This is a genomic window from Streptomyces sp. Qhu_M48 (assembly GCF_051305195.1).
Classification (GTDB): Bacteria; Actinomycetota; Actinomycetes; order Streptomycetales; family Streptomycetaceae; genus Streptomyces.
Map to the genome: position 1 here is coordinate 45,467 of NZ_CP195433.1, position 26,035 is coordinate 71,501.

A 26,035-nucleotide genomic window follows, 5' to 3' on the forward strand; every position below is an offset into this window, starting at 1 on the left:
CGGACTTGACCCCTCTTTGACCTGACATACCTTCCCTTGACCTTGGGGGAAGAAGGCCGTCGACGGATCGCCCGATGGGAACATCTGCGCCATGAGCGATACGGGTGGTTTGCTGCGGGACAAGGTCATTCTGGTCACGGGGGCGAGCAGCGGCATCGGTGCCGCCGCCGCGTACCTCTTCGCCCGCGAGGGCGCGTCGGTGGTCCTCGCCGCGCGCCGTGAGGAGAGACTCACCGCCGTCGTGGCGGAGCTGACCGCCAAGGGGCTCAAGGCCTCTTCGGTGGTGTGCGACGTGACGAGGGCCGAGGACGCGCGGCGCGCGGTCGTGCACGCGACGGAACGTCACGGCAGGCTCGACGGAGCCTTCAACAACGCGGGCGTCGGCGGGGACCAGGCGCCCCTCCACGAGATGGGGGACGAGGTCTACGACACCATCGTCGACACCAATGTGCGCGGGCTGTGGAACTGCCTGCGCGCCGAGATAGGCGCGATGCTCCCGAGCGGCGGCGGAGCCATCGTCAACAACAGCAGCGTGGGCGGCCTGGTGGCGATCCCCACCGCGGCCCCGTACGTGGCGTCCAAGCACGCGGTGGTCGGCTTCACCCGCGCCGCGGCCGACGAGTACGCCCGCCAGGGCATCCGGGTGAACGCGCTGGCCCCCGGCTCGACCCGCAGCGAGATCACGGTCGACTGGTACGCGCGCAACCCCGGCCTGGAGGAGGCGATCCACGAGGTCACGCCCCAGGGCCGGACCGCGGCGCCGGAGGAGGTGGCCGAGGCCGCGGCCTGGCTGCTCAGCGACCGGTCCTCGTACGTCACGGGCACGGTGATGCCGGTGGACGGCGGGTACGTCAACCGCTGAGAACCGCCCCGTCCGGCGGGACGGGGGAACGGACGAGGGGGGCGGTACCGGTCCGACGGACCGGTACCGCCCCCCTCGTCATGACGCCGTGTGACGGGAGTCGACGGGAGTTACTGCGGGCAGTCCATCGTGACGGAGAAGGTGCGTTCACCGTTCTGCACACCCGTCACCTCGACGCGGGCGGTGTCCTCGTCCGTCGCCGGGACGACCACGGCGTCGATCAGGCAGGGCGCGTCGAACTCGACGTAGGAGTCGAAGGTGCTCATGACCCGGACGGGGCCGCGCCCCGGTCCGGTGACCGCGTGGGCGGCCTGGTAGGCCGCCTCTATGAGGACGAGGCCGGGGACGTGGTCGACCCGGTGGTCGTACAGCGCGGTGTTGGAGACGTCCGTGCGCAGTTCCCAGCGGTGCGGGGCCGCGGTGGGGGCCAGCAGGACCTCGTGCTCGTCGGCGCGCCCCACGGTGTGTGCCGGGACGGCCGGGGGCACGACGGCCTCTCCCCACGGGACTTCGGCGTGCGCACCGCGCAGCCGGCGGTAGGCGCCCGGGGCGATCCAGCTGAAGTCGAGGAGCGACTCCGCGACCAGCCGGCCCTCGGACAGGATCGACAGCTCGACCCGTAATGACCTGGGGTTGTTCGGTCTGAACGTTAAGAGAATGAACAGGTTGTCCGGTTTATTTTTTGGATCGTAAAAATCGCTGGAGACGCTGAAGTCCATCCACTCCATCAACGTCTGGTGGGACAGCGGAACCGAGAGCTCGGCGTGTCCGATGAGCAGGCAGCTCTGACGGATCGTCTGGGCGAGGAGCAGCTGCACCGAGTCGCCGAAGAGTCCGCCGCGGGGCCAGTGCGCGCTCACCGCGTAGCGGCCGGAGCCGAGGATGGACCAGTTCGTGAGGAGCACGGCCTCCTGCTTGTGCAGATGCACGTACTCCTGGGGCAGACGCTGCACGGGCGCCGCGATCTGGCGCACGACGTGGCTGTGCCGTTGGCGATCGGATAGCAAAGTCTTAGGCATGATCCCCCCCTGGGTCAGGCCGAGATGAGGTGCCGGGGTCCGGCGCGAGATAATATACCGCGTAACCGGTCCGTTTTTCGAGAGCAAGAACACAAGTACTAGGGGTGGCTGTGGCGCAGCAGGAGCGAGCGATCCGGACCCGAAAGATCATCCTGGAGGCCGCCGCCCAGATCTTCGACGAACGCGGTTACGAGTCCACGACCATCGCCGAGATCCTGGAGCGGTCCGACGTGACGAAGGGGGCGCTCTACTTCCACTTCCCGTCCAAGGGCGATCTGGCACGCGGCGTCCTGGCCGCCGCCGTGACCACCGACGGCGTCCGCCCCCAGGCACTCAAACTGCAGGAGCTGGTCGACATCGTTCTCCTGCTGGCCTACCGCCTGCCGCGAGAGCCGATGCTGAGCGCCGCCCTGCGCATGGCGATCGACCTCCAGTCCCGACGCCAGTTCGGCACCCGCTGGCTCGACTGGACCGAGCTGCTCACCGGCTTCCTCAGGGAGGCCAAGGAGCGCGGTGAGGTCCTCCCCGACGTCGACGAGGAACAGACCGCCCGCATGCTCGTCTCCTGCTGGACCGGTGTCCAGGTGGTCACCGAGGGCCTTCCCGGCGACTACGACCTGCCGACCGAGATCGCCTCGCTCTTCCGCCTCATCCTGCCCACCATCACGGAGCCCGACGTCCTGCCCCGCCTGGAGGTCTCGGCCGAGCGGGCCGCCCATCTCCACGACGACATGCCGGCCTGGCGCGCCGAGACGAGGGACACCGAGTTCGTCGGCCTGGCGCCCTGACGCCCCACGGGGGCTCACCCGGAACGGACCGACTCCCACAGGGGCACCACGACGCCGCCACCACCGCGCGGCGCCGTGGCCGCCGCCGCCGGGACCCGCACCGGGCTGAGCACCCGCTCGTGCAGCCACTGGATGTCGGGCGACGGTTCGAGCCCCAGCTCCTCCCGCAGGATCCGCCGCACCTTCTGGTAGGCGTCCAGCGCCTCGGCGCGCCGCCCCGCCTGGTGCAGGGCGGCGATCAGCTGCCCGTGGAACCACTCGTTGAGCGGGTAGTCGTGCACCAGCGTCCGCAACTCGGGGACCAGCTCACGCAGCCGCCCGAGCAGCCGCATGGCCTCGATCCGCAGCTCCAGCGCCCTGATCCGTAACTCCCCCAGATGGACGATCCGCCCGGCGAGGACATCACCGGCGGGCACGTTGGAGAGCACGGGGCCGCGCCACAGGTCGAGCGCCGCGCCGAGGGCGTCGGCCGCCGACTCGTACCGGCCCGCCCGGAGCTCGTCCTTCCCCCGCCCGACGAGCCGCTCGAAGACCTTGATGTCGATCGCCGCGTCCTCGACGTGCATCGTGTACCCGCCGAACCGTGTGGTCAGGACCGAGTGCTCGGTGTCCGGACGGGCGTCCTCCGTGAGCAGTCTGCGCGCGTGGTGCACGTACGTCTGCACCGTGTTGAGCGCCGAACGCGGCGGACTGTGCTGCCACAGCTCCTGGATGAAGGTGTCCGGCGTCACGAGGTCGTTGGCGTGGGTGAGGAGAACGGCCAGGATCTGGGAGACCTTGGGGGTTCCCACCGGAAGGACCGCACCGTTGTCGGCGATGATCTGGAACGGTCCGATGAGGTTGAATCGCATGACGCACTCTCCTTCAAGGCGCGGACGTCTCGGATGGTGGGCCGGATCAGCCGGCCCCGAGCAGCAGCGGACTCAGCGCCGTCCGGTGCGGGGCTTCGGCTCCCAGCACGGCCCGCACGTGGGCGAGATGGGCCACCGAGGCCAACGTGATGTGACGGTGCCAGCCCTGGAACGACCGTCCGGCGAAGTCCCGCAGCCCCACCCGCGAGGCCACCCGCGCGTCGTCGCGGTCCACCACGTCGGCGAGCCGGGCCAGGCGCAGCACGTCGGCGGGGCGCATCCGGCCGTCGGCCAGCCACAGCCGCGCGGCCGACAGGTCGGACTCGGGCCACTGGGCCACCAGGAGCCGCGGTTCGAGCCCGGGCGCTCCCGGCAGCATGACGGGCACGGCCATGGACAGGGACCGGCCGGCCGAGGCGATCCGGGCGCCCGGCCGCCAGAGCCGCCGCAGGGAACCGACGAGCCACCCCGCGGCGAGGGGCAGATCACCGTGGCCGGGCAGCGCCAGCGGGTCGACCCGCAACCGCAGTCGGGGCTCCACCCGTTGCACGAGCGGCACACCGGCCCGCCCGAAGCGCCGCCCCAGGGACACCGGATCGAGCCCCGGCGCGTCGATCACCACGGGAAGAGGGGTCCCGGAGAGCGAACGGGCGGCCCGCAGGGCGACGTCCCCCGCGTTCTCCTCCGCACTCAGCGTCCGGCTGGTCGCCGGTATGTGCGCCCGCTGCCGCCGCGACAGGTCGTCGATCCAGCCGGCCGACAGGACGAGCTGCCAGTTCACCGGCACGCCCGCCGCCGGCGAGGCCAGCCAGGCGCCGTAGGACTGCTGCCCGGTGACGGTCCGTCCGAGCTGCGGCGCGAAGTACTCCGCCACCCCGACCGAGTGTCCGCCCGCCTTGGGCACCACGGTGGGACGCACCACCCAGGCCCGGGCCCCGAGCACCTCGTCCGTACGCCGGGCGAGCGCACGCCGCACCGGCTCCCACTCCCAGGAGGACTCACTGATGAAGTGATGGACGCTCTGCCGGCGTGCCGCCTGCCCGCCCAACTGCTCCGCCACGTTGCGCAACGTCTTCCGCCCGTGCGCCCCCAGCAGCCCGACGACGTACTCACCGGCCTTCGCCCGCTGGTCGTTCCTCGGTAAGGAGTCGAACAGGTCAAGGGGTATCCCGGCGACCGTCTCGCGGAACGTCGGACCGATCGAAGGCGAGTGCATGTCTCATAACTCCCTGCGAATCCCAGGTGTCCCGTGCCCGCTCAAGGCACGCCGAAGAAGAGCCGCACCGAGCGAGGGCCGCTCGGCGAGCCACTCCCAAATGAAACCACACACCCGGTTTGTTGTGTGGATCCCGTGGTCACGGACCTTCCGGGGTCGTGCCCACGGCCGTCCCCGGGGGCGCCGGGCGACCCGGGCCGGGCATGCGTGATCATGACCCGGATGGACACCCGATTCGTTGGTATCGCTGATCTGGTCGAGACCCCGTCCGTGGCGGTCGTGGTCGACGTCATGCGCGCGTTCACCGTGGCCGCCTGGGCCTTCGCGCAGGGGGCGGAGAAGATCGTTCTCGCCGAGTCGCTGGACGAGGCCCTGGCGATCAAGGCACGCCACCCGAACTCGGTGGCGCTCAAGGACGGCCCGCCCGCGCCCGGGTTCGACCTGGTCAACTCGCCGGGCCTGCTGCGCTCCGCCGACCTCGGCGGACGGACCGTCGTGCAGAAGACCACGGCGGGGACGGTCGGCGCCCTCGCGGTGAAGGAGGCGTCACTGGTGCTGTGCGCCGGTTTCGTCGTGGCGGAGGCGACGGCTCGGCTCCTGCGGACACGCGCGGGCGACGGCGTCACGTTCGTGGTCACCGGCGAGGACGGGCAGGCCGAGGAGGACCTGGCGTGCGCCCAGTACATCGCCCGGCGAGCCGTCGAGGCCGGGACGGACGCCACCGGATTCCTCCACCGCGCCGCGGAGTCGCGCGCCGCCGCCGAACTGGCGCAGGGGATACGCCAGGGCGTCCACCCCGACGACATCGCGCTCTGCCTCGAACTCGACCGCTTCCCCTTCGCGATGGTGGCGTCCCCGGAGGACTCGCTCATGGTCCTGCGCCCGTACGCCGTGTGACGTCTGGTCACATCACGTCAGGTCACGGCCGGCGTCGGCGGGGCGGGGCGGCGGCCGGGTCGCCTCACACGGTCGAGGGCCGACCGGGCAGGGCGTGCGCGAGAAGGAACTCGGTCGCTCCCGCGATGGCCTCCGCGTAGGTGCCGTGGACGGGCTCGGACTCCTTCTCGCGCCGGTCCGCGCCGGTGGCGGAATACCACCAGGCGTCGGCGTCGGCGTCGTGGTGCACGACGGCCGTACCCCCCGCGTAGTGGAGCGGGATGGACTCGCTCGCGGACTTCCTGACCACGGCGTGGGGCCACTTGAGACGGGCGGACTGCCGCTTGATGCCGCCCCAGGCGGCACCGAGCTGGGCGTAGTTCGCTCCGCCGCGCCCGGCGACGGTGGCGGCGCTCTCCGCCAACCGGTCGACGGACTGCTTGGCCTCGTACAGGGCCCGCAGGAGCGCCAGCTGCACATCGGGCGCCGCCATGAGCACGGGGTCGTAGGACACGTCGGCGGCGCGGTAGGCAAGCGCGCGGGTCGAGATCCGCTCGGCCAGCGCCCGGACCGCGTCGTGCACGCGCTCGTCCATGGTGAACGTGTCGTCCGTGGTGGGCTCGTTCCACGGGGGCTCCACGAGGGTCGTGAAGGTGGCCCAGAAGTTCTCGTCACTCTTGTCGGGAGTCGGGATCCCAGCCGCAGCGCTCATACGACAATCATACCTGTCGAGCGTCACTCGCGACAGGATTACCTGTCGCAGGCCGGGGTGATGTGCCCGCCCTCCACCGCCCGCGGGCGCACCCGGACCCGGCGGAACGCCGCACAGCGGGCTGCTCGGCGCTCAGGTGACCGCACCCGGCCCCGTGCCGACGCTGCTCCGGCCGGGCCCAGGCGACTCGGAGCCTTGGGCAGCCTTCCCCGGTCGGGACGGCGGATCGTTCAACGAGGACGTACGTGTCCCATGGCCGCCCTCCGAAGCGGACGACCGCTCGCACGGCCGCCGCGACCGTGCGGGGGCACGAAGAAGAAGCCCCCTACGAGGCGCACCCCGCACGGGACACCAGGCAGTACCACCACCACGACCACCGCCACCGTCCAGATGACGCACCACGAACGCCCTTCGCCCCACCGGCAGACGGGCCCAGGGGCAGCCGCCCAGAGCGGTGGCGGGTCGGACGACGCGGCCCGCTCCTCGTACCCCACCGAAATCCGGCGGCCGACGCAGGCGGTGGCCGTAAAGGGTGAGACCGACCGAATGACGCCCCCGCTGCCGTTCGGGCCCTCAAGGGTGACCCCAGCGGACGCTCTGACGCCCCCGGGACCCAGAGCGCCTCGGGGACGTGCACCCGGGTGCGGGAACGGACGGCGAGCGACCCTAGCGACCGACGCTCGGACTTTGCGCGGAGTTTCACCGCACGAGAACCGCCGACCACGCCTCCACCGTCCCGCAGGAGTTCAGGCACGGTCCTCGGCCACCCCCACAGCCGGCGCCGCCCCGCCCGGACAGAGCCCGCGTCAGGCCATGTCGTACGGCACGACCGCCGCCGATCGGGGGCCTCTCCGGGTCCTCCCTCAGCCACCGCACGGTCCCCCGACCGGGGGAGGCGGCCCGCCGCGGCGGACGACGCGCGGCAGGCACACCCGAAGCCAGCATGGACGCCATGACGACAGCCACCGCTCACCTCCCCGCCTCCACCCCCGAGCCCGCTCCCGTCTGGGCCCGCCGCGCGGCCCACGCCATAGCCCTCTGCGCGCTCCCGTCCGGTCTGTGGCGCGTCGCCATGGCCTCCGGGGTCCACGTGGGCTACAGCGACCAGGTACTGCGCGACGTCTTCGACATCCCGGGATGGGGCATCGCGTACGTCGTCGGCCTCTTCGTCCTCGCCGAGGCGGCCGCCCTGTCACCGCTGCTGCTCGTCAGCGACCGCTGGCGGCCGCTGCGCCCCCGGACCCTCGCCACGCTGGCCTGGGCCGCCTCGGCCCTCCTGATCCTGGTGGCGCTGTGGCAACTCGTGGTCGCCTTCACCGTCGAGAGCCAGACCTCCATGTCGAGCGACACGGCACTGACCGTCTGGTGGATCGCCTTCGCACCGCTGTTCGCCATCCCCGCCCTGATGACCGCGGTCACCTGGTCGTACGCACAACGGCACCGGCCATGAGGGCCCGTCGAAAGGGCCAGGGACGCCACCGGCCTGCGACGCACAGCCGAAGCCCTGCTTGCAGCCCCGAAGCCCCGAAGCCCCCAAGCCGTCAAAGCCCTGAGAAGTACGCGACCAGGCGCCCTCACTCCGGCCAGGGGTCACCCTGCACCCGCGCGTGCAGATGCTCGTCATGCCAGCCGTCCGAGTGCAGCAGGGCGCTTCGCATCGTCCCTTCGAGAACGAACCCCGCCTTCACCGCCACCCGGCAGGAGGCGTCGTTGGCGACGGAGTGGGTGATACGGAGGCGATGTAGGCCGAGGTCCTCCAAGGCCCACCGACTGACGCGGACGACCGCGTCGACCATGGCCCCGCGACCCCGGCCGGCGGGGAGCAACCAGTACAGGAACTCGGCGCTGCCGCCGCTGAGATCGAAGTCGGCCAGACCGATCAGGCCCACGGGGCTGCCGCCTCCCGGTTCGGCGATCGCCCAGATCGCCGCCTCCTCGGTCCGCCAGCGCTTCTCCCAGCGCGCGATCCGGTCACGCGCGTCCTCCGGAGACAGGTCTCCCGGCCTGTTCCATCGCTGAACGTCCGGGTCCTGGCACGCGTCCATGACGACCTCGGTGTCATCAAGCTGCCAAGGGCGCAGCTCAAGGCCGTTGGCCAGGCCGAACACGGGCTGCTCGGTCCGGCTCATCCGGCCCGGGGGAACAACGGCAGGTATGGGAACGATCATCCGGGCATCATGCCAAATCCGGGGATGGCCGAACCGGCCGGTCTCCACGGCTCCCAGGGCGGAAGCGCCTCCATCAGAGGCCGATCCGACGCTCGTCAAGCACGCCTGTCACGCGCCGATCGGACGTGCGCGCCGCCGCGGTGGTCATGAGTACGCGAACCGGGCCGGCGCGGGCAGCGAGCCAACACCGGGACGCGTACCGGCTCGCTCTCCGGCATCCGGCATCCGTCAGCCGATGAGGGCGACCGGGGCGTCCCAGGCGTTGCGGTCGACCGTGATGGTGTGGCCGCCGCGGGTCTCCTTGCTGTTGGCCTTGTACTGGTGGGCGCGGCTGTGGTCGGTGTACAGCTTCGGGTCCCAGGGCCAGTCCCTGGTGGTGGTCTCCTGGCCGTTCCACAGGGCGTACCAGAGGTTGCCAGGCAGGTCCGTGCGGTTCGTGGCGGTGGCGATCGCCTTGGCGCTGGAGCTGCTGAAGCCGTAGAGGCCGGCGCGGTAGGTCTTGGCGCGCAGGGTCTTGGTGAAGGCCCGCACATAGGTGAGGGTGGCGTCGTTGCACGCCTTGTCGGCGATGTCGTACGACTCCATGTTGAGGTAGATCGGGCTGCCGGCCTTCATGCCGAGCGCCGAGGCCTTGGCGATCGCGTCGTTGGCGTTGCTCACCCCGACCGAGGCCGCGGTGGCAGCGGTGAACCTCTCCTTGTTCCTGCTCTTCTGGCAGGGCGGCTGGGCGCCGACGTAGAGCGGGACCACGCGCCAGCCGAGCGTGTCGACCGACTTCACCCAGGACTTGGTCAGGTTGGGCTGGGCGCACCCGCGGTTCTTGCCGCCGACGTAGACGGCGACACCGCCGTAGTAGCCGTCCTTCTTCCACGCCTTCATCGCGGTGAGCGACGGCGCCGTGCAGGCGTCGAACGCACGGCCCGTGTACGTCTTCTGGGCCGGCCACGCCGTGGCCGCCATCGAGGTCTGCGCCGCGATCCCGGCACCGGCCACGACGACGACACCGGTCGTCGCCAGGGCTATGTAGCGGCCCTTTCTGGACAGCCTGTGCTTCGACATTCCCCACCCCATCCGACATCCGACCCCGGGCTCCCGGAGCCCGCCCACCCTAACCGGCAGCGGCCCGCCGTGATCTACCGCCCCGAGCCCCCTTACGTCCCCGCCCCGAGCCCCGCCCGAGCCCGCCCGAGCCCCGCCCCGACCCCCCGCTCGCGTCCCGCCCCACGAGGGCCGCGAGGCCGCGAGCTGCGCCTTCACCCCGCTGAACCCGCTCGCGCCGGGGCACACGCTGGTGGTGCCCACGCGCCACTACACGGGCGTGTTCGACACGCCACCCGATGTCCTGACCGCGTCGATGGCGCTCGTCCAACGCGTGGCCGCGGCGATGCGAACCGCCCTCGACGCCTCGGGCGTCAACATCCTGAGCGCCAGCGGACCGGGGTCGGAGCAGTCCGTCCCCCACCTGCACTTCCACGTCGTTCCCCGGTGGGTGGACGACGGCATCTCCACGTGGCCGACCGGTCAGTCCCGTCGCCGCCTCGCCGGCGATCCCGGCGCGCAGCTGGCCGACGCCCTCGACGGGGACCGGATAGCCCGCCGGGCAGGGACCGGGACAGCCCGCCACACAGGGACCGGATAGCCCGCCAGGCAGGGACCGGGACAGCCCGCCACTCAGGGACCGGGCGGCAGCAGGCCTCAGGCTGTGGCTGAGAGCAGGTCCACCACGAAGACCAGCGTCGAACCCGCCGGGATCAACGGCGAGGGCGACTGCTTGCCGTACCCCAGACGCGGGGGAACGATGATCTCGCGCCGACCCCCGACCTTCATCCCCCTGATCCCCCGGTCCCAGCCCTTGATGACCCTGCCACCGCCCACGGCGAACTTGAACGGCCGGCCGCGGTCCCAGGACGCGTCGAACTCCTTGCCGGACTCGAAGGTGACCCCGACATAGTGAACCTGGACGACCATGCCCGGCTTCGCCTCGGCCCCGTCGCCGACGACGAGATCCCGGATCGTCAGCTCGGTGGGAGCGTCACCCTCCGGAAGGTCGACCTCGGGCTTCGTCAGTTCACTCATCGCAGCCTCATCACTCTCCGCCGGAAGCCCTCGTACGGACCAGCCGGGACGCATGGTCACTCCACGCGGCAGATGATCACGCTACCGAGAAAGCCGACCCCGGGGAGCGGCCACAGCCAGGGGCGCGGCCGAGTCCGTGAAGGCGTCGGACGCCCGCCGAGGACGCCCGAGGACGCCCGAGGGCGTTTCCGGTGGGCCCACGAGAGTCGCGCTCTACTGCCAGGTCGCTGTGTCGGGGTCGATGCCGTGGGCACGTGCGCTGGCGTCGGTGATGCGACGGAACCACGTGGCAAGGCCGGGGCGGATGCCGTCGTAGTGCGCGGCGAACCCCGGATCCGCCTCGTACATGCGGCCGAGACAGACCTGCATCTCCCTGGTGAGGGGAAAGTACGAGGCGAAGACCTCGCGGTGCCGCTCGACGAGTCGATCGGCCTCGGGGCTGCCAGGTGCGACGTCGGCGTCCATGGCCTCCCCGAGGGCGCGGTCGAGTCCGGCGACGGCCTCGGCGACCGCCTGCCATTCCTCCGGACCGCGAGAGGCCGAGAGCTCGGCGTACCGCCGCCACTGCGTCGTGTCTCCGTAGCGCTGACGGGCGTCGGCAGGCCAGTCCGGGTTCCACCGGTGGCCGAAGATCGCGGCCTGCTGCTCGACGGTCAGCAGCAGGCCGCGCTCGTGGGCGTCGATCATCCGGTCCAGTCCGGACATGAGCTGCTGGAGGCGGTCGATCCGTTCGGCGACCTGGGTCCGCTGCGCGCGCAACGCGCCGGTCACGTCCGCGGTCGTGTTGTCCAGGACGGCCCGGATCCCGTCCAGGCCGAGCCCGACCTCACGGTAGGCGACGATGCGGTGCAGGCGTTCCAGATCACCACTGGTGTAGAGCCGGTACCCGGCGGCCGTGCGCAGCGACGGCCGCGCCAGGCCGATCTCGTCCCAGTGGTGCAGCGCGCGGACGGTCACGCCCAGATACGCCGAGACCTGACCGACGGTCAGGCCGTCGGCGTCAGTGGTGTGAGGCATGCCGCTCATTGTCGCCGGGACCGGCGCCGGGCGGCGTGATCCCGATGGCCTCAAGGTTCCGCGCCTCCTGACTGGTCGGATCGAAGGGCTTCGCCGCGGTGAAGACGATCCGTGCGTTCTCGGGGGTGGTCACCTCCACATCGCGGGTGTTCCAGGGCGTGTCCCGTGGACCGTCGACCGAGTCCGGGCGCACCGCACGGCACGCCTCGACAAGGGAGTCGACCTGGCTGAGCACGCACGCGAAACTGAGGCTCATCGCCGGCACCTGCTCCGAAGGGCTTCCCCCCGTGACGAGAAGCACGTCCTGGAACGCCCACCGGCGCAGATGTACGAGCCTGCCGGGGATGCTGAAGAGCTCGAAGAACCCGAGGCCACGAACCCAGAAGTCCACCGAAGCCGACAGGTCGCCGGTGGGGATCGTCGCGAACGCGGGCATTCCGTAGATGCCACGGAACAGCTCCGGCGGAACCGCATCCGGGCCGGGATCGGGCACGGGACTGATGTCGAATGCGTTGTAGTAGTCGCTCATGGGCCCCACCCTCCAGCCTCACGCAACGTGAGGGTCAAGCGGACCGTGAACGTCCCTTGCCCGAACGACGCGAACGACGGGACCGACGGGACCGACGCGAACGACGCGAACGACGCTGCGGCCGGGTACGGCCGGAAAACGGGGGCGGGAGAGCGGGGGCCGGAAAGCGGGGGCGGGAGAGGGGATGCCCATGCTCGCCACTCCATACGGTCCCGACTCGCGGATCAGAACGGGAGCCCAGGCTTGACCTCAAGTGAGGTCGAGGCAGGAGGCTGGAACCATGAACATCCGGCCATCCGACACCGGGAGCACCCCGCCCCCCGCCTCGACCTCCACCCCGCCCCCCGAGGCACCCACTCCAGAGGCACCCACTCCAGCGGCCCGCACCCCCGAGGCACCCACCCCGGAGGCACCCACCCCGGAGGCACCCACCCCCGAGGCACCCACCCCCCACACCTCGCCCCCCGCCCCGGCCCCCCAGGCCAGCCCGACGGACCACCGGCCCGACCGATGGTCCGGCGAGCTGCTCGACCTCGACGCCTACCTGGCCCGCGTCGGCTACGACGGCCCCCGCGAGCCCACCCTCGCCGCCCTGCGCGGCCTCCAGCGCGCCCACACCACCGGCATCCCCTTCGAGAACGTCCACGCCCTCCTCGGCCGGGACCTGCCACTCGACCTGCCCTCGATCGAGGACCGCCTCGTCCGCGACCGTCGCGGCGGCTACTGCTTCGAGCACGTCCTCCTCTTCGCCGCCGCCCTCGAACGCCTCGGATTCCACGTCACCGGCATGATCGGACGGGTCAGCCTCGGCGCGTCCAAGGTGCTTCCCGCCACCCACGCCCTGCTCGCCGTCACCGCCCGCGACGACGCACGCGAGTGGCTGTGCGACGTCGGCTTCGGGGCGGGCCCGCTCGGGCCGATCGAACTCGCCGACGGGGCTCACACCACGTACGACGGCTGGCGGCACCGGCTGGAACGGCGCCCCGGCACCCACGGCATCGATCAGTGGTGGCTACACCAGACCGCCCCCAACCCGTCCGGGCCGGACGACGACCCCGGTCGGGCCTCGACCCCCTGGATCGACCGGCACACCTTCACCCTGACCGCCCAGTACCCGATCGACTACGCCGTCGGCAGCCACTTCGTGGGCACGAACACCCGCTCCCCGTTCGTCCGCCGGCTCTTCGCGCAGCGCATGACCCCGACCACCCACCACAGCCTGGACGACCTGACGCTCGTCACGACCCGCCCCGACGGGACGAGCACCACCGAGGAGATCGCCCCCGAGGCCCTCGACGGAACCTTGCGCGAGGTCTTCGGGATCGCCCTCACACAGGAGGAACTCCACGAGATCACCACCCGCCGAGCAGCCACGGCGTCGCCGAGACCCTGACCGACCGGCGGCCGGGCGGCCTGTCGGCGCCCCTGGGGGTGATCCCGGACAGCCAAACAGGGCGCGCGACGCACCAGGCACACGAGGGGGACGCGGGCGCGCCCTCGCACGCCACCGGGCGCCGTTGGGGCGCGCCCGCCCCCGGGCAGGATGGCGGGGACCGCGACAGAAGGGCAGACCGACCAAGCCCCGGCGACGGGCGACGGGTCACCTGCAGGGCGAGGGCCCCGGGCAGAGATCCCGCGCCCCCGCACGGCCGAGAAAGAGACGGGAGGCAGTACGTGACACAGCGGGCCGCTGCTGAAGGACCCCTGGTGTGGGATAGGGACTCGCTGCGCCAGGACGACTGGCTCGTCCGGCTACCGACCCCGACCCCGACCCCGACCCCGACCCCGACCCCGACCGGGTCCGGGTCCGGATCCGGCACATCCGACGCGGAAGCGCTCGCCCAGGCCTGGCCGAGGGTGGTCGAGCACGTCGACCGATGCCTTCGCGAAGGGCCCGGGTTCGCCGTCGTACGAGGCCTGGGACTGGACGGATCGTCCGACGGCGAATGCGCGGACCTGGCGAGGCGACTGGGCCGGTCGCTGGGAGACGTACGACCGAGCGGAACCGCGGCGGACCGGCTGGTGACCGCCGGAACGCAATCGGCGGGGGCGGACCGGGGCGACGGCGCCCTGCCGCCCCACACCGACCGGTCGCCACAACAACGCCCACCGCGTGTGCTCGGCCTGCTGTGCGTGAGGCCGGCGAGGAGCGGCGGTGAGTCGCTACTGGTCAGCGGAGCCACCGTGCACAACCGCCTGCTGACCCGACAACCCGCCCTGCTCGGCCGCCTGTACCAGCGCGTCCACTTCGGGCGGGGCGACGGGTTCGACCGGTTCTTCCCCGTGTTCCGCCGTCCACCCGGCTCGGGAAGGCTGGAGACCCTCTACAACCGCCATCACATCGAACGCGGCCGGCACGAGACGGGCCATCCCGTCTCGGGCGAGCTCCTGGCGGCACTGGACGCGTTCGACGAGATCCTGACCGACCCACGGACAGCCATGCGGATCACACTGCTCCGGGGCGACTTCCTCCTGGTCGACAACAGACACGTCCTGCACGGAAGGACCGCCTTCACCGACGCGCACGACCCCCTGCTCTCCCGATGCCTGGTCCGCATGTGGGCCGACTGAACACCACGCCCCGGATCCCCGGGTACACGTCCGACAGGACCAGGCCCGGGAGAGAACGCCCTCGGAAATCCCCGGTGATCACAGACCTCAAGCGCGGCGGGCGTCGCGGGACTAGGCTCCGGGGATGGAGCGAGCCGAGGTTCTGAAGCGTGTGATCGCCATCCTGACGGAGGCTCAGGAGATCCGCCGGGCCGTGGAGGACGAGGGCGACGTCGAGGGCGCGTCCGACCTCGCACCGCGGGTGGTCACGCAGATGCTGAACGAGATGCTGCCCCACATCAGAGTGCCGGCGGACGCCGCTCCCCAGGACGTCGCCCGGCTCCTCGCCGTGGCCCTCGGTCCCGCGCTGCACACCATGATCTCCGGCTTCACCCTCGCGTTCACCAGCCTCGCCATGGCACACGACGAGGGGCGGACGGACGTCTCCTCGGCCGAGGTGCTGCAGACTCTCGCCCTTCAGGTGGAGGCGGGCCGCTTCGACGAAGGAACCTGAAGGGCCCCGGGGGAAGCGGCAGCCGTCCGGCCACCCCGCGCAACGGGCGGGGTGGCCGGGCGGAGGCGAATCCTAGTAGCGGGAAGCGGACGTCAGATGGCGCCCGCGCCGCCGGAGAAGGGGCCGGCCGTGCGGTAGTAGGACGAGATCTCCTCGCGGTACTGCTGGTCGACGAGGTGCTTCTCGGAGTGGAACTCCGGCGAGTCCTTGACCTGCTCCTTGGAGAGTCCGAGGTAGAGCGTCTGCTCGACCAGGTCGACACGGACCACGGAGCTCGCGGGAATGAGCACCTCCTTGCCGAAGATCCACACACCGGTGTCCACGACCACGTAGGCGTCACCGGCCTCGTCGGAGTGCTTGTCCACCTTGCCGATGTGCCCGTCGCTCGCCTCGACCCGCCAGCCGGTCAGGTCGGTGCCCCCCAGGTGCCCGGACGACGTGCTGTAACTCCACTGACGGTCGGTCATGTCCTCAGCTCCTCTGCCTCGTAGAACCGTGCTCCCGCTGCTGCTGCCGGTACTCGGAGTTCCCGGCCGCCACGCCGAACGGTCTTCGCACGGAAGGGCGTCCTCGACCACCCTCGACCGTCCGCCTGCCCACAGGAACCGTCTCCACACCCCGGCCCCCGGACCGCTGTCGGCCCTGGCACAGGCACGGGAAGAGCTGGACGAGCCTGTGATGTCGTGGTGACGCCCGGTCGGCTCACCGACCGCGAGCGCGGCGAGAGCGCGGGCCACGTCGTCACGTGCCACCAGGGAGATCCGGCCATCCGCAGCCGGAAGCCGCAGCAGCCCGGTCGCGCGAGCCTCAGAGCCGGCCTTGGAAGAACTCGATGTACGCCGAAGTCCTGGCGAACGAGCACGGGACGCCGGAGGCCAGGCGTGATGTCCACCCGCGAAAGCACCTCGCCGTGGCACTCGGCATCGCTGCGCTGCTCGCGTCACCGGCGACGGCAGACGAAGCGCCGTGGTCTCCATGTCCGAGGCACGCGGCGACACTCTGGAGCACATGCGGGCCCAGGAGCGCGCCGCCGGCGCCCTGATCGACCACGCACTGTGCGCGAGGGTCCCCAACCAACGGTGAGCGGAGCTGCCGTCGCGACCGACTGGGGCTGTCCGCCGGACGGCACCACCGCCGGTGGTGCCGTCCGGCGGAGCGAGACAGTCACGGATGCCGGAGGCGGAGCCGCAGTTCGGCCGGGAAGGAAACGCCTGCCCGGTGACGACGTGCGAAGGACATCCCGGGCAGGCGTTACGACCATCATGCGCTCCCAGCGGCTACCGCGCCCGCGCTGACGGGACGCTCGCGGCGCGCCTGAACCTATTCGTCCAAGAGCACCCGAAGGCGTCGCAGGCGCTCAGGGAGCGACTGTGCCCCGCCGTCGCCCTGGTCAGCAGCGGCGTCGTCACCGAGGCCGGACAGACCCCGCAAGGACCCTTGGCCCTTGTGTGGTTCGGCCGACCGGCCGGCGGCGAAGGGTCAGGGCTTGTTGGCCAGGGCCCCGAGGTACTGGTTCACCTGTTCCAGCCGTGTGTCCACACTGCCCATCCTCTCGGCCACGGTCCGCAGCTCGTCACAGACGGCCAGAAGCGCGAGCGCCACCGCCCTCGCCGCGGGGTCGGACACCTCCTCCGCGGCCGACCGGGCCGCCGCGCTCGCCGCCGAAACGGGTCGGGGTTCCTGTGCCATGGCTGCGCCCTCCTGCCCGGCCGACCGTCGGCCGTTCCTCTCCGTCTGCCCCGTGATCCGCCGTCTGGTCAGCCCCGTACACCCAGACCAAGAACTCCCTGGCCCCACAAGACTCACGGCGCCCCACACCCCCACCAGTACCCCGCTTGAGGTCGCCCAGGGTCGCCGCCCCGAGGCCGCCGCAGGGCCACCGTGCGATCACCGTGGTGAGGCCACCCGGGCCCTACAGTTCCGGCTGAAGGGTTGCCCGGACCACGGGTGCGGTGCACGAACTCACGGAACAGCCACCACCCCCTGACGCCCCGTGTGAGACAGGTCACCGGAACCGGGCACCGGCGGCGGACAAGGCACTTCGTGGACTACACATCGCACGCCCGGATACGCACGGGAGACCCCGAAGCGTTCAGGGAACTCTTCCGTGACCATGCCCCCCTGGTCCATCGGCACGCCGTCCGCGTGAGCGGTGACCGGGGCCTCGCCGAGGACGTCGTTTCACTGACCTTTCTGGAGGCCTGGCGGCTGCGGGACCGGCTCCTCGACCACGAGGCCGGCCCGCGCCCGTGGCTCATGGGCATCGCCGTCAACGTGCTGCGCAACACCCGTCGTGCCGCACGCCGCCATCAGGCGGCCCTCGGACGCCTGCCCGCCCGCGACACCGTCCCGGACTTCGCCGACGAACTCGTCGGACGCATGGCCGACGCCGACCAGCTCGCCGCCGCCCAGCGGGCACTGAGGAAACTGCGCCGCACCGAGCGCGAGGTGTTCACCCTGTGCGTCTGGTCCGGACTGGGATACGCCGAGGCCGCCGCCGCGCTCGGGGTCCCCATCGGCACCGTGCGCTCACGCCTCTCACGCGCCCGCACACGACTGCGCGAACTCGCCGGACAGGAACTGACGAAGAACCGGGAACCGCTTCCGCGTCCCGGACAAGTACAGGACGGCCGCACCTGCGCGGCCCGGTCGTACGAGTCGCACGAGGAGACGTACGGATGACCCGCGAGTTCTGGAAGCGCACCGAGCCCCTGGACCAGGCGGAGCTCGCCCGGCTGCTGCCGGCCCCGTCGGCCTCCCGGATGCCGCTCGACCGTCAGCTGCTGCTTGAGGAGTACCTGTTGAACGAGTTCCGCACCACCGCCCCCGCCACCGCCCCAACCCCCGCCCCCACGGCCGCGAAGCGGCCGCTCCGGCGCGCCCTGCTGATAGCCGTCCCGGCCACCGCCGCCGCGCTCACCGCCGTCGTCGCCGTCAACGTCCTGGCCGGCGAAGTCGGCGCACCGCGCCTGGGGTCGGCTTCCGTGGAGGCGCCCGTCGTGCCGGTCGAGGAGGGCAGCACCCTCCAGCTCGTCTCGACCGTCCAGCAGATCGCCGCCGCCGCGAGCACGCAGCGGATTCCGGAGCCGAAGCCCGGCCAGTACATCTACATCAAGAGCAAGGTCTCCTACCTCTCCCAGTCGCTCGACGCCGACAACGACGAGTCCAGGACGTGGGTGCAGCCGCTGCACCAGCGCGAGATCTGGAAGTCCCCCGACGCGCTCAGCGGCTGGCTCGACGAGCCCGGCTACGTGCCCGAGGGCGGCATCGGCCTCGGCAACGACAACCCCCACGCCAAGCCTGTGAACGGCAAGGACATCCCGGGCGAGGCCCTCACCCTTTCGTACGACTGGCTCAAGGCCCGGCCGACCGACCCGGAAGCGCTGCTGAACGGGATCTACAAGACCGTCAGTGGCCCACGGGACCGGGACCAGCAGGCGTTCGAGACGATCAAGGCGATCGTCAACGAGCAGCTCGTGCCGGCCCCGAACGCCGCCGCGCTCTACCGGGCCGCCGCGAGGATCCCCGGTGTGGTCGTCGTCCAGAACTCCCAGGACGCCGCCGGCCGCGCCGGCCTCGCCCTGGCCCGCCTGGACGAGAAGACCGGCGAACGCATCGAGCTCGTCTTCGACCGTGAGAGCTTCGCCTACCTGGGCAGCCGAGGCATCCAGGTCAAGCCGGCCCACGGCATCAAGCCCGGCACGGTCACCGAGCGCACCGCCGTACTGGAGCGGGCCGTCGTCGACACGTTGAAGGAACGGCCCGCTCCGGGCCGGACCGCCTGACCGAAGCCCGCGAGGACAGAGGCGGCCGACGCACAAGGCTCAGAAGATCAGGTTGTACGTGTTCCACCCGCCACCGACAAGGGTGCGGGTGGAACCAGGGGGCATGGGCCTGCGCGCACCTGGCGCAGCCAGAGTCTTCCGGCGCGGTCGCGGGCGACGACGTCGGGCGGTGAAGCGGTGAACCGCGGCGTCACCGCCCCTTTCCCACCGGCCGCAACGGTCACCGGACCGCTGTTCTGAACGACCGTCCCTCAGGAGCCCCCACGGCGCGCCGGTCGCAGACGCCACGGTTCAGACGCTCACGCCGCTCGCGAGCGTCTCAGGCGACGGCCATGGCGGGGAGCGGGCGCCAGCCGACGGGAACGTCGCGCATGACCAGGGCGCAGTCCAGGGTCGCGCTGCCGGGAGGGAAACGGTCCGGGTCGTCGAAGAAGGACGAAGCGGCGGAGCGGACCAGGCCGGCTTCCACGTGCCAGGCGTCGGTGTGCAGTTCCATGCCGTCCAGGTGGCGGCCGGAGCTGGTGGCCGAGTAACCCCGCGCCCCGTCCTGGAAGAAGCGGGAGGCCTCGGCGAGATCGGTGAAGAGCTCGCTGCCCCGCAGTTCGTCGGCCGGCTCGACGGTGACGTCCACCTGGGTGTCGCCGTCCCACGTGGCGAAGGCGACCCGCACCTGGTCGGGCGTCTCGTGCACCTCGAAACCGGCCCGGCCGTGTTCACCGGGGAAGACGCGGCCTCCGGCCCACACGTTGAGCCGCGAGGCGGTGTCGCGACGCGTGATGTAGACCCCGGTCTCGACGCCGTCCGGTCCGTCCCACTCGACGGCGATCCGATGCGCCGCGTTCTCGCTCCGCAGCCCGAGCGCCCTGGGAGCCCATTCCGGCCGGACACCTCCCAGCCGCAGCAGGCAGATGCCCGCTACCGCGTGGCCGTTCACCAGCTGCGGGCGCAGCGGCTGCGGAAGCAGGCGTGCCGCGACGTCCGGGGCGACCCGGTAGTTCACCAGAAGCCGTCGTTCGACGACGCTGGACAGGCGTGGTTGCCTCATGATCCCTCGTTCTGTGCACCGGGGCGCCACTTGGTGTGGCGCAGGACGATCTGCTCGGGGCAGACGGCACTGAGAAACCGGCCGATGCAGGTCGCCAGGCGGTCCTCGGCCAGCGAGTAGAGGATGCGGTTGCCGTCCCGGCGCTCGGTGACCAGTCCCGCTCCCTTGAGCACGCCGAGATGCCGTGAGATGGACGGCGCGCTGATGGAGAACCTGCTCGCGATCTCACCCGCCGCGAGCTCGCCACCTCTGAGGTCCTCAAGGATCTGGCGCCTCGTCGGATCAGCGAGCGCACGGAACGCCCCTGCCTCGTCCTGAGCTTCTGTCATGCTAGATATTTAGCACATGAGCTAAAGACCTAACAATGCGCCCACCAGCCCTCGACAACGCTGTCCCGGCGCTCCCGCGCGCCCCCTCTCGTACTCACTCGCCGATTCAGCAACGGGGCCCCGACTACCGCCCCGGCATCGGAGAGAAACGCCGTCATCGGCGTCGTCACGAACGAGAACCGGGTCGTCGCCGCCAAGGTCGCCAAGCTCGTGGAGGGCTTCGACCTCGCCATCACGCGGGACGTCTTCACCGTCGTCAGGAGCACGCGTCGGCGCCGTTCGCGAGCGTTCCCTGGTGTCTGCCCAACCGTGTGGCGAGCAGGAAACCTGGTGGTCGCCCGTCGGATCCGTACGGGATGCTGGCCGAGTGATGGAGCGAGATGCCGCAGCTCGGATCGTTGAGGAAGAGCTGGAACGCGACTACCAGCGGGGGCTGTCGGCTGGCCTTGCCCCGATGCGCATGGCCGTCTCGCATGTAGAGCGCCACGACCTGGTGTGGACCGTTTCCTGGACGTCTGAGGAGTATCTGCGCACTCGGAATCCGGACTTCATGCTGGCCGGGAATGGGCCGTACCTTGTTGACCGCGTCGATGGAAGCCTGCATCAGATCGGTGTTGTCGCCGCGGTAACGGGTGAGTGGGAGGCGGACTATCGAGCCCGTATTCGAGGGCAGGTCACGCGGACCGCAGTGGACGATCTGCACGATGAGGTCCGGACGGTGGCAAACGCTCGCGGGAGGGTTCATGCCATGCACGCCCTGCGCCGAAGGGTGCCGGTGCTCTCCCACGCTCAGATCGTCGAGTACGTGACCGCACTGCAGCACGGCGAAGCTCCGGCGCACCTCGTAGAGGTCGCCTCCGGGGAGCTGGTGCCGCCCACCGACTCCGTCATGTCCGTAGTGACCATCCGCGAGTCGAACACCTTCGAGCCCCCTGACCTCAGCAGCTGACAGGTCACGAAGCGAGCAGCACTCGCTTGCGCAGAAGCGAGAAGCCGGCTCGGCCGACCATCTGGCGCTTGAGCGAGCACGCAGACGGGTCCCGATGCGTGAGACCACGGGACCCATCTCGGAGGACTACTGTCCGACGGTCATAGCCCAGCGCACCGATCCCGGAGCTTCGACGTGGACATGGGCGGAAGAGCGGTCGTACTTCAGGTCGATTTGGTTGTACGTGGTGCTGACCACCTGGTCCACGCATTCCAGTGGGAAAGCGAGCCCAGAAGGTTCGAAGGTAACCCTGACGGTTCCCTTCCCCTTGCAGGAGACCATGATCCCCAGAGACCCTTTGCGCACGCCTCCCGTGAGTGGCACCGCCATATTCCCCCTGATGTTTGACACGGCAGCGATAGCGTCGGCATCGGGGATCGTGGGAGCTACATCAACCGACCCCTTGGATCTCTCGTCAAGGGTTTTGGTTGCGGTGGGCGACGATGATCCAGGAGGCTGCGATGGCGTCGGGGCGTCTTCCTTTTCGGGAGAGCAGCCGCCGGAAACGAGGACCGCGGAAACAGCGGCCCCGATCACCAAGAGTCGTGCGGCGTGACAGCGCCCGTATGGCGTGTCTGTTGCCGGAGGCAGCTCCGCCTCTTCCGCAGGTGCCGGCGTGAAGCCGCTCTCATCCTCCTCGGACGGTGGCCAGGGCTGGCCAACGCCTTCCTCGACCGGAGTCGGTTCGGCGGTCTCGGCGAACGCGATGGTGCTCGTCCCTCGGACCATCGCCATGGTTATCACGGGTGCAGCCGGCAACTTCCTGACATTGGTGTGCATTGATCCCCCTCCGAAGTCATCGCCTGGTCAGGGCGATTGTTCGAGAGGAATCTATCGCGGCAGGTTTTCCACATGAGGAAAAGGGAGATCCCCTGAGAGAGATTTGAGGTTGGCGCGCGGAAGGAGAGCGACTATCCGGGTACACACGGGTACAACCGCGTTCCAGCGTCTTGATCCGTCGAACGATGCCGACCGCTTCTTCCTGCACCGAGTCGGGGTTCTCGAGGCGGAGTACGAAGCGGCCTCGGGAACCGGTCAGGACAGGTACTGATTCGCCCCGAACGTTCTCGATCCCGTTCCGGATACGTACGCGAGGGCGTGCTTCCTACTCGGGTTCGACTGAGTATCCGCGCTCTGACGCGGGGCGGGGAGTGCCGCGAGGCTGGGGTCATGAACAACGAACCGCGCAATCCCGTGTCCCTGCCGGTGACGACCGCGCTGCTCGCCGGTGTGGCGGCGGTGATGTGGGCGGCCTGGCTGGGATGGGACCAGCACCGCGACGTGCACCCCGACGGCTCCTCGACCGGCCCCTACGAGGCATGGCAGGTGATCGGGCTGGGGCTGACCCTGCTGATACCGGTGTGCTGGTCGGCGTCCCGAGGGCACGTCGTGCCCGCGGCGCTGGGCACCTCGGGCGGCCTGACCCTGGCCGCCGCCTACGACTGGTCGGACGACGCGAGCGGCCTCTTCGTGATAGGCGTGGGGATGGTCATGATCGGCAGCGCGGCCGCAACCATTGCCGCCGCGTTCCTGACCTCCGCCCTCCACAAGGGCCTGGCCGGCTCCGGCCACCCCGGGCGCTGAATCCCAGTCGGCCCATCTCCTCCACCGCCACCGCGCGGACGTCCCTGCGACCAGTCCCGGTGACCACGAGGTACGTGCCCTCGGCGTACGGTTCTGGTTCGGCGACGACAGGAGCCGGTTCGCCACGGCTGGAGGGCTGAAGGCGTACGCCGGCTCGGCCCCGCTCACGCGGGCCTCCGGAAAACGCCGCTATCGGACGCCGGTTCGTCAAGAACAACCGGCTCAACCATGTCGGCCGCCTATGGGCTTTCGCTTCCCTCCGCGGCTCCGCTGGCGCGGACGCCCACTACCGGCGCCGCCGGACAGGCGGGGACCGCCCGCTCTTCCGCCTCTGCCGTGCCATCCGCAACATCCGCTGCGTGATCACACAGAACGAGGCGGCCCAGCGCCTGGCGGACTCGCCGGAACGGTGAGCGCAAGATCGTTCTCGCCCCATTGGCAAGAACGATCTTGCGCGGCGCTCACCCACGGGACTTACCGCCACACCCACCGAGCCCCGCGACCCCGGCCTGCGCCTCGCCGTCGAACCGAGTGTCGAAGCCCTTCAGGACAGGATCGAGTTCAGCCGCGGCCCCGCGATAGCGAGCAGTGCCGGACCTGGGGCCGCTCGGCGGCGGCGAGGACCTGGTCGAGCAAGAGCCGCAGGGGCTCAGTCGGCAGCGTGCACGACACCTGGCCGCTCGCCGAACCCGCACACGAGGGGACGGCGATTCGGGCGGCCGCCCCGAGAGGCCGGCCCGGCGAAGTCCGACGCGTACAACCCTTCGGCCACCTCGGCGGTCGAAGAGGTGTCACAGAAGCGGGGGTATCTCCTCTTTCTCGTGAATAGGCTCAATTTACGGGGGATTTCGTGATGCGAACTCGTGCAAGCCTGGCGTTGGCGACGGCACTCGTCGCCGGAGTCGCGCCGGTGGCACTCGGGGGAGCGGCGGCAGTCGCGGCACCGGTGACGGTCCAGGCCAAATCCCCTGCCGTGCCGGGCCCGGTGGTTCAGGACGGCGGCCGGCTGACCGTGCCGGCGGGGGACGACGCACCGGTGACCCTGCGCCTGAAGGTCACGCTCCCACAGGGCGTGACCGGTTCGGTGACGGCGCGGCTGGGTCTGCCCGTCCCCTACCTGCCCGGTGGCGGCACGTCACCACGGGTCGCCGCGAAGCTCCGCGCCGCCGGTTCGGTGGACGGCGCCGCTCTGGGACCGCTCGCCTGGCGGGCACCTGACGGGGAGGCGGAGCCAGGGGAGCACCCGATCGTGCTCGACCTGCCGGCCGTCGAAGCGGGGGACGGCACGCTGACGTACGAACTCGCGATCGGCGCGGAGCACTCGCTGCAGGAGATCGGCTCCCTCGACGGCGACTTCACGGTGAAGGACGCGTCCGGAGCTGTGGCGGCCCACGGCCCGGTCCTCCTCCGCTTCGTCGCGGGCACGCCGGATGCATCCAGCCGTGGCGCCGTCCACGCCCGCGACCGGAGCGGCGTCCTCTGGCGGTACGAGGGGACGGGGAAGCCCGAGACGTCCCTGAAGCCCCGCAAACGGGTCGGCGGCGGCTGGAACGTCTACAACACGATCACCCAGCTCTCCCAGACGACTGCGGCCGGCAGCGGCGACCTCGTGGCCCGGGACAAGTCCGGCGTCCTCTGGCACTACAAGGGCTCAGGCAACCCGGCGGCCCCGTTCCAGCCACGCGTGCGGATCGGCGGCGGCTGGAACGTCTACACGAGCCTCGTCTCCCTGGAGCACGGACTCGTCGCCAGGGACAAGGACGGCGTCCTCTGGCACTACGACCGCTCGCTCTCCGGGCCCCTGTTCAAGACACCCGTGCGCGTGGGCGGCGGCTGGAACGCCTACACCACCATCAGCACGTTCAGCACCGGCGGACTGGTGGCCCGCGACAAGAGCGGCGTGCTGTGGAAGTACAACGCGTACCGGTTCGGGGCCTACCCCGCCGTCCCCTTCGACCCGCGCGTGCGGGTCGGCGCCGGCTGGAACGCCTACCGCGACATCGTGGGCACCGCCGACCCCCGCGGCCTCTGGCACGACCACGTCGTCGCCCGGGACACGACCGGCCAGGTGTGGGCGCACGAGGGCAGCGAGCCGGACTTCCGCTCCGTCCCCGGCTCCGTCCGGAAGAGGATCGGCTGGGGCTGGGACATCTACAACGCGGTGATCTGACACCTCTCCAGGAATCCGCCTCCTGACTCTGTCGAGGAGAACGGGTTCTGGCTCAACTTCTGTGGTGTGGTCAGAAGGGCCGGCGTCTGGCCACTGGAACACCAGGCCTCGCCCGCGTTGCGGGGCGGACCGCTGTCAAGAGTGCGATATCGACGAAGGGCGGGGCTCTTGCTGCTCGGTGAGCTCCTTGGCCCGTCAGAAGCGCGAGGAGTGCGGTCTACCAGGTGTGAGGCACCAGGCGCCGGTTCGGGCAGAATGCATGGCGCCCGGGGGCACCGCCCACCACGTGCAGCACCGGGCACGGGCTGGCACCCCGCCCGCCCGTGCCGAGTCCCTCCCCTGCGTTCTGACCGCGGGGGAGGAGTCCAACGGCGCGGGCATTGTCGGTCGCCGGTGCTAGCTTCCCCACCATGGCAAACCGTTCGTATCTCTACTCCGCAGACTCGATGCCGAGTGAGACAGAGGTCCCCCAGCGGATCCGATGCATATCCGAGCACAACTGGGACATCCCGCTCGCGCACAAGCTCCTGGTGGGGCGTGGAACGACGATCGTCCCGTCCATGATCTGGAACCCTCCGATCGGTATCGCCGCGGACTACGCCGACGGGGCGGCCCTGCTCCTCGGCCTCCTGCGTGCGGTCGGCGAGGGCCTGGAGGACGACGCCGAGTTCGCCGACTGCGTGGCCAGGACCACGGCCCACCTCGAGAAGCAGCAGGCGAACTACTTCGTCCTTGAGACCGGGGAGATCGTCTCGATGACGGACGATGATCCGGCCGCGAGCGTGCGGCGTCTGGCCTCCGAGGACATCCCCGAAGCCGTGGCCAAGGCCGAGGCGGCGATCGCCGGCGAGAACGACGACTGGCTGGCCTCAGTCCGAGCTGACTGGCAGAGGCACTTCGCGTCCTTCTACAGCGAGGCTCTCTACTTCTCCTTCCCCAACTGACGGGGCTTGCGG

At 70.7% G+C, this 26,035-nt stretch carries 27 protein-coding genes and 2 pseudogenes; 15 read left to right on the forward strand and 14 right to left on the reverse strand.

All coding sequences use genetic code 11. From position 1 onward, the window contains the following. Positions 1–91: 91 nt before the first annotated feature. Positions 92–862, forward strand: a complete 771-nt coding sequence (locus tag ACRRSS_RS36550; RefSeq protein WP_435975548.1) for an SDR family NAD(P)-dependent oxidoreductase — start codon at positions 92–94, stop codon at positions 860–862. A 110-nt stretch (positions 863–972) separates the two neighbouring features. On the opposite strand, the gene ACRRSS_RS36555 is transcribed toward ACRRSS_RS36550, so the two are convergent. Further along, positions 973–1,836, reverse strand: coding sequence for a ScbA/BarX family gamma-butyrolactone biosynthesis protein (locus ACRRSS_RS36555; RefSeq protein WP_435975549.1), 864 nt, complete (start codon positions 1,834–1,836; stop codon positions 973–975). Between the two features lie 155 nt (positions 1,837–1,991). On the opposite strand from ACRRSS_RS36555, the gene ACRRSS_RS36560 reads away from it, so the two are divergent. After that, the gene (locus ACRRSS_RS36560) at positions 1,992–2,669 is read left to right on the forward strand and encodes a ScbR family autoregulator-binding transcription factor (RefSeq protein WP_435975550.1); all 678 of its coding nucleotides are present in this window, start codon (positions 1,992–1,994) and stop codon (positions 2,667–2,669) included. A 14-nt stretch (positions 2,670–2,683) separates the two neighbouring features. Here the strand turns inward: ACRRSS_RS36560 and ACRRSS_RS36565 are convergent, their stop codons facing one another. Both ACRRSS_RS36565 and ACRRSS_RS36570 read right to left on the reverse strand, forming a co-directional pair. After that, positions 2,684–3,520 carry an AfsR/SARP family transcriptional regulator gene (locus ACRRSS_RS36565; protein ID WP_435975551.1) on the reverse strand — a complete coding sequence of 279 codons (837 nt, stop codon included), beginning with the start codon at positions 3,518–3,520 and terminating at the stop codon, positions 2,684–2,686. 46 nt (positions 3,521–3,566) lie between these two features. Next, entirely contained in the window at positions 3,567–4,736 is a 1,170-nt protein-coding gene (locus ACRRSS_RS36570; protein ID WP_435975552.1) for an IS701 family transposase, read from the reverse strand. Between the two features lie 222 nt (positions 4,737–4,958). On the opposite strand from ACRRSS_RS36570, the gene ACRRSS_RS36575 reads away from it, so the two are divergent. Continuing rightward, a complete protein-coding gene (locus ACRRSS_RS36575; protein WP_435975553.1) occupies positions 4,959–5,633 on the forward strand; it encodes a 2-phosphosulfolactate phosphatase in 675 nt (224 codons plus the stop codon). A gap of 64 nt (positions 5,634–5,697) precedes the next feature. Here the strand turns inward: ACRRSS_RS36575 and ACRRSS_RS36580 are convergent, their stop codons facing one another. Beyond that, entirely contained in the window at positions 5,698–6,324 is a 627-nt protein-coding gene (locus tag ACRRSS_RS36580) for a hypothetical protein (RefSeq protein ID WP_435975554.1), read from the reverse strand. Between the two features lie 943 nt (positions 6,325–7,267). On the opposite strand from ACRRSS_RS36580, the gene ACRRSS_RS36585 reads away from it, so the two are divergent. Then, positions 7,268–7,774 carry a hypothetical protein gene (locus ACRRSS_RS36585; RefSeq protein WP_435975555.1) on the forward strand — a complete coding sequence of 169 codons (507 nt, stop codon included), beginning with the start codon at positions 7,268–7,270 and terminating at the stop codon, positions 7,772–7,774. A gap of 124 nt (positions 7,775–7,898) precedes the next feature. On the opposite strand, the gene ACRRSS_RS36590 is transcribed toward ACRRSS_RS36585, so the two are convergent. Both ACRRSS_RS36590 and ACRRSS_RS36595 read right to left on the reverse strand, forming a co-directional pair. Beyond that, the gene (locus ACRRSS_RS36590; RefSeq protein WP_435975556.1) at positions 7,899–8,492 is read right to left on the reverse strand and encodes a GNAT family N-acetyltransferase; all 594 of its coding nucleotides are present in this window, start codon (positions 8,490–8,492) and stop codon (positions 7,899–7,901) included. A 228-nt stretch (positions 8,493–8,720) separates the two neighbouring features. After that, entirely contained in the window at positions 8,721–9,551 is an 831-nt protein-coding gene (locus ACRRSS_RS36595) for a glycoside hydrolase domain-containing protein (RefSeq protein ID WP_435975557.1), read from the reverse strand. 196 nt (positions 9,552–9,747) lie between these two features. Here ACRRSS_RS36595 and ACRRSS_RS36600 point away from each other — a divergent pair. Next, a pseudogene (locus ACRRSS_RS36600) lies at positions 9,748–10,131 on the forward strand (HIT family protein); the annotation flags it as partial. Between the two features lie 56 nt (positions 10,132–10,187). Here ACRRSS_RS36600 and ACRRSS_RS36605 read toward each other — a convergent pair. The 3 genes from ACRRSS_RS36605 to ACRRSS_RS36615 all read right to left on the reverse strand — a co-directional run bounded on the left by ACRRSS_RS36605 (position 10,188) and on the right by ACRRSS_RS36615 (position 12,114). Then, positions 10,188–10,568 (reverse strand): FKBP-type peptidyl-prolyl cis-trans isomerase, encoded by a 381-nt coding sequence (locus ACRRSS_RS36605; RefSeq protein ID WP_435975558.1) that lies wholly within the window; start codon positions 10,566–10,568, stop codon positions 10,188–10,190. Between the two features lie 213 nt (positions 10,569–10,781). Then, positions 10,782–11,585, reverse strand: a complete 804-nt coding sequence (locus tag ACRRSS_RS36610; RefSeq protein WP_435975559.1) for a MerR family transcriptional regulator — start codon at positions 11,583–11,585, stop codon at positions 10,782–10,784. Next, positions 11,569–12,114: a VOC family protein gene (locus ACRRSS_RS36615; RefSeq protein WP_435975560.1), complete on the reverse strand. Its 546-nt coding sequence runs from the start codon at positions 12,112–12,114 to the stop codon at positions 11,569–11,571. The genes ACRRSS_RS36610 and ACRRSS_RS36615 overlap by 17 nt, the downstream gene beginning before the upstream one ends. 280 nt (positions 12,115–12,394) lie before the next feature. Here ACRRSS_RS36615 and ACRRSS_RS36620 point away from each other — a divergent pair, with 280 nt between their 5' ends. The 3 genes from ACRRSS_RS36620 (at position 12,395) to ACRRSS_RS36630 (ending at position 15,178) form a co-directional block, all read left to right on the forward strand. Next, positions 12,395–13,507 (forward strand): arylamine N-acetyltransferase family protein, encoded by a 1,113-nt coding sequence (locus ACRRSS_RS36620; protein ID WP_435975561.1) that lies wholly within the window; start codon positions 12,395–12,397, stop codon positions 13,505–13,507. A gap of 464 nt (positions 13,508–13,971) precedes the next feature. Next, positions 13,972–14,685 (forward strand): TauD/TfdA family dioxygenase, encoded by a 714-nt coding sequence (locus tag ACRRSS_RS36625; protein ID WP_435975667.1) that lies wholly within the window; start codon positions 13,972–13,974, stop codon positions 14,683–14,685. Between the two features lie 124 nt (positions 14,686–14,809). Beyond that, positions 14,810–15,178, forward strand: a complete 369-nt coding sequence (locus tag ACRRSS_RS36630) for a hypothetical protein (protein WP_435975562.1) — start codon at positions 14,810–14,812, stop codon at positions 15,176–15,178. A 92-nt stretch (positions 15,179–15,270) separates the two neighbouring features. Here ACRRSS_RS36630 and ACRRSS_RS36635 read toward each other — a convergent pair whose 3' ends face one another. Together ACRRSS_RS36635 and ACRRSS_RS36640 are read right to left on the reverse strand one after the other, a co-directional pair. Beyond that, a complete protein-coding gene (locus ACRRSS_RS36635; protein WP_435975563.1) occupies positions 15,271–15,645 on the reverse strand; it encodes a PRC-barrel domain-containing protein in 375 nt (124 codons plus the stop codon). 1,012 nt (positions 15,646–16,657) lie between these two features. Next, entirely contained in the window at positions 16,658–16,867 is a 210-nt protein-coding gene (locus ACRRSS_RS36640; protein ID WP_435975564.1) for a hypothetical protein, read from the reverse strand. 354 nt (positions 16,868–17,221) lie between these two features. On the opposite strand from ACRRSS_RS36640, the gene ACRRSS_RS36645 reads away from it, so the two are divergent. Both ACRRSS_RS36645 and ACRRSS_RS36650 read left to right on the forward strand, forming a co-directional pair. Then, the gene (locus ACRRSS_RS36645; RefSeq protein ID WP_435975565.1) at positions 17,222–17,860 is read left to right on the forward strand and encodes an RNA polymerase sigma factor; all 639 of its coding nucleotides are present in this window, start codon (positions 17,222–17,224) and stop codon (positions 17,858–17,860) included. Further along, positions 17,857–18,963: a CU044_5270 family protein gene (locus ACRRSS_RS36650; protein ID WP_435975566.1), complete on the forward strand. Its 1,107-nt coding sequence runs from the start codon at positions 17,857–17,859 to the stop codon at positions 18,961–18,963. Before ACRRSS_RS36645 ends, ACRRSS_RS36650 begins: the two co-directional genes overlap by 4 nt. 319 nt (positions 18,964–19,282) lie before the next feature. Here the strand turns inward: ACRRSS_RS36650 and ACRRSS_RS36655 are convergent, their stop codons facing one another. Both ACRRSS_RS36655 and ACRRSS_RS36660 read right to left on the reverse strand, forming a co-directional pair. Continuing rightward, entirely contained in the window at positions 19,283–20,008 is a 726-nt protein-coding gene (locus tag ACRRSS_RS36655) for a DUF2071 domain-containing protein (RefSeq protein WP_435975567.1), read from the reverse strand. Next, positions 20,005–20,337 carry a metalloregulator ArsR/SmtB family transcription factor gene (locus ACRRSS_RS36660; protein WP_435975568.1) on the reverse strand — a complete coding sequence of 111 codons (333 nt, stop codon included), beginning with the start codon at positions 20,335–20,337 and terminating at the stop codon, positions 20,005–20,007. The genes ACRRSS_RS36655 and ACRRSS_RS36660 overlap by 4 nt, the downstream gene beginning before the upstream one ends. A 370-nt stretch (positions 20,338–20,707) precedes the next feature. Here ACRRSS_RS36660 and ACRRSS_RS36665 point away from each other — a divergent pair, with 370 nt between their 5' ends. Then, positions 20,708–21,286 carry a YrhB domain-containing protein gene (locus ACRRSS_RS36665; protein ID WP_435975668.1) on the forward strand — a complete coding sequence of 193 codons (579 nt, stop codon included), beginning with the start codon at positions 20,708–20,710 and terminating at the stop codon, positions 21,284–21,286. 126 nt (positions 21,287–21,412) lie between these two features. On the opposite strand, the gene ACRRSS_RS36670 is transcribed toward ACRRSS_RS36665, so the two are convergent. Continuing rightward, positions 21,413–22,105 carry a hypothetical protein gene (locus tag ACRRSS_RS36670; RefSeq protein WP_435975569.1) on the reverse strand — a complete coding sequence of 231 codons (693 nt, stop codon included), beginning with the start codon at positions 22,103–22,105 and terminating at the stop codon, positions 21,413–21,415. A gap of 390 nt (positions 22,106–22,495) precedes the next feature. On the opposite strand from ACRRSS_RS36670, the gene ACRRSS_RS36675 reads away from it, so the two are divergent. The 4 genes and pseudogenes from ACRRSS_RS36675 (at position 22,496) to ACRRSS_RS36690 (ending at position 26,023) form a co-directional block, all read left to right on the forward strand. After that, positions 22,496–22,909 (forward strand): hypothetical protein, encoded by a 414-nt coding sequence (locus tag ACRRSS_RS36675; protein ID WP_435975570.1) that lies wholly within the window; start codon positions 22,496–22,498, stop codon positions 22,907–22,909. 100 nt (positions 22,910–23,009) lie between these two features. Next, positions 23,010–23,223, forward strand: a pseudogene (locus ACRRSS_RS36680) (transposase); the annotation flags it as partial. A gap of 539 nt (positions 23,224–23,762) precedes the next feature. After that, on the forward strand, positions 23,763–25,079 hold the full coding sequence (locus ACRRSS_RS36685) for a hypothetical protein (RefSeq protein ID WP_435975571.1): 1,317 nt from the start codon (positions 23,763–23,765) through the stop codon (positions 25,077–25,079). A gap of 410 nt (positions 25,080–25,489) precedes the next feature. Further along, positions 25,490–26,023: a DUF7822 domain-containing protein gene (locus ACRRSS_RS36690; RefSeq protein ID WP_435975572.1), complete on the forward strand. Its 534-nt coding sequence runs from the start codon at positions 25,490–25,492 to the stop codon at positions 26,021–26,023. The last annotated feature ends 12 nt before the right edge of the window (positions 26,024–26,035 follow it).

Coding starts and splice junctions, on each gene's coding strand:
- ACRRSS_RS36595 (WP_435975557.1), bottom strand. CDS start 9,551: ATGTCGAAGCACAGGCTGTCCAGAAAGGGCCGCTACATAGCCCTGGCG.
- ACRRSS_RS36610 (WP_435975559.1), bottom strand. CDS start 11,585: ATGCCTCACACCACTGACGCCGACGGCCTGACCGTCGGTCAGGTCTCG.
- ACRRSS_RS36630 (WP_435975562.1), top strand. CDS start 14,810: ATGGAGCGAGCCGAGGTTCTGAAGCGTGTGATCGCCATCCTGACGGAG.
- ACRRSS_RS36605 (WP_435975558.1), bottom strand. CDS start 10,568: ATGAGTGAACTGACGAAGCCCGAGGTCGACCTTCCGGAGGGTGACGCT.
- ACRRSS_RS36570 (WP_435975552.1), bottom strand. CDS start 4,736: ATGCACTCGCCTTCGATCGGTCCGACGTTCCGCGAGACGGTCGCCGGG.
- ACRRSS_RS36585 (WP_435975555.1), top strand. CDS start 7,268: ATGGACGCCATGACGACAGCCACCGCTCACCTCCCCGCCTCCACCCCC.
- ACRRSS_RS36650 (WP_435975566.1), top strand. CDS start 17,857: ATGACCCGCGAGTTCTGGAAGCGCACCGAGCCCCTGGACCAGGCGGAG.
- ACRRSS_RS36660 (WP_435975568.1), bottom strand. CDS start 20,337: ATGACAGAAGCTCAGGACGAGGCAGGGGCGTTCCGTGCGCTCGCTGAT.
- ACRRSS_RS36640 (WP_435975564.1), bottom strand. CDS start 16,867: ATGGCACAGGAACCCCGACCCGTTTCGGCGGCGAGCGCGGCGGCCCGG.
- ACRRSS_RS36665 (WP_435975668.1), top strand. CDS start 20,708: ATGGAGCGAGATGCCGCAGCTCGGATCGTTGAGGAAGAGCTGGAACGC.
- ACRRSS_RS36690 (WP_435975572.1), top strand. CDS start 25,490: ATGGCAAACCGTTCGTATCTCTACTCCGCAGACTCGATGCCGAGTGAG.
- ACRRSS_RS36620 (WP_435975561.1), top strand. CDS start 12,395: ATGAACATCCGGCCATCCGACACCGGGAGCACCCCGCCCCCCGCCTCG.
- ACRRSS_RS36590 (WP_435975556.1), bottom strand. CDS start 8,492: ATGATCGTTCCCATACCTGCCGTTGTTCCCCCGGGCCGGATGAGCCGG.
- ACRRSS_RS36550 (WP_435975548.1), top strand. CDS start 92: ATGAGCGATACGGGTGGTTTGCTGCGGGACAAGGTCATTCTGGTCACG.
- ACRRSS_RS36670 (WP_435975569.1), bottom strand. CDS start 22,105: ATGCACACCAATGTCAGGAAGTTGCCGGCTGCACCCGTGATAACCATG.
- ACRRSS_RS36635 (WP_435975563.1), bottom strand. CDS start 15,645: ATGACCGACCGTCAGTGGAGTTACAGCACGTCGTCCGGGCACCTGGGG.
- ACRRSS_RS36565 (WP_435975551.1), bottom strand. CDS start 3,520: ATGCGATTCAACCTCATCGGACCGTTCCAGATCATCGCCGACAACGGT.
- ACRRSS_RS36655 (WP_435975567.1), bottom strand. CDS start 20,008: ATGAGGCAACCACGCCTGTCCAGCGTCGTCGAACGACGGCTTCTGGTG.
- ACRRSS_RS36580 (WP_435975554.1), bottom strand. CDS start 6,324: ATGAGCGCTGCGGCTGGGATCCCGACTCCCGACAAGAGTGACGAGAAC.
- ACRRSS_RS36615 (WP_435975560.1), bottom strand. CDS start 12,114: ATGAGCGACTACTACAACGCATTCGACATCAGTCCCGTGCCCGATCCC.
- ACRRSS_RS36675 (WP_435975570.1), top strand. CDS start 22,496: ATGAACAACGAACCGCGCAATCCCGTGTCCCTGCCGGTGACGACCGCG.
- ACRRSS_RS36685 (WP_435975571.1), top strand. CDS start 23,763: ATGCGAACTCGTGCAAGCCTGGCGTTGGCGACGGCACTCGTCGCCGGA.
- ACRRSS_RS36575 (WP_435975553.1), top strand. CDS start 4,959: ATGGACACCCGATTCGTTGGTATCGCTGATCTGGTCGAGACCCCGTCC.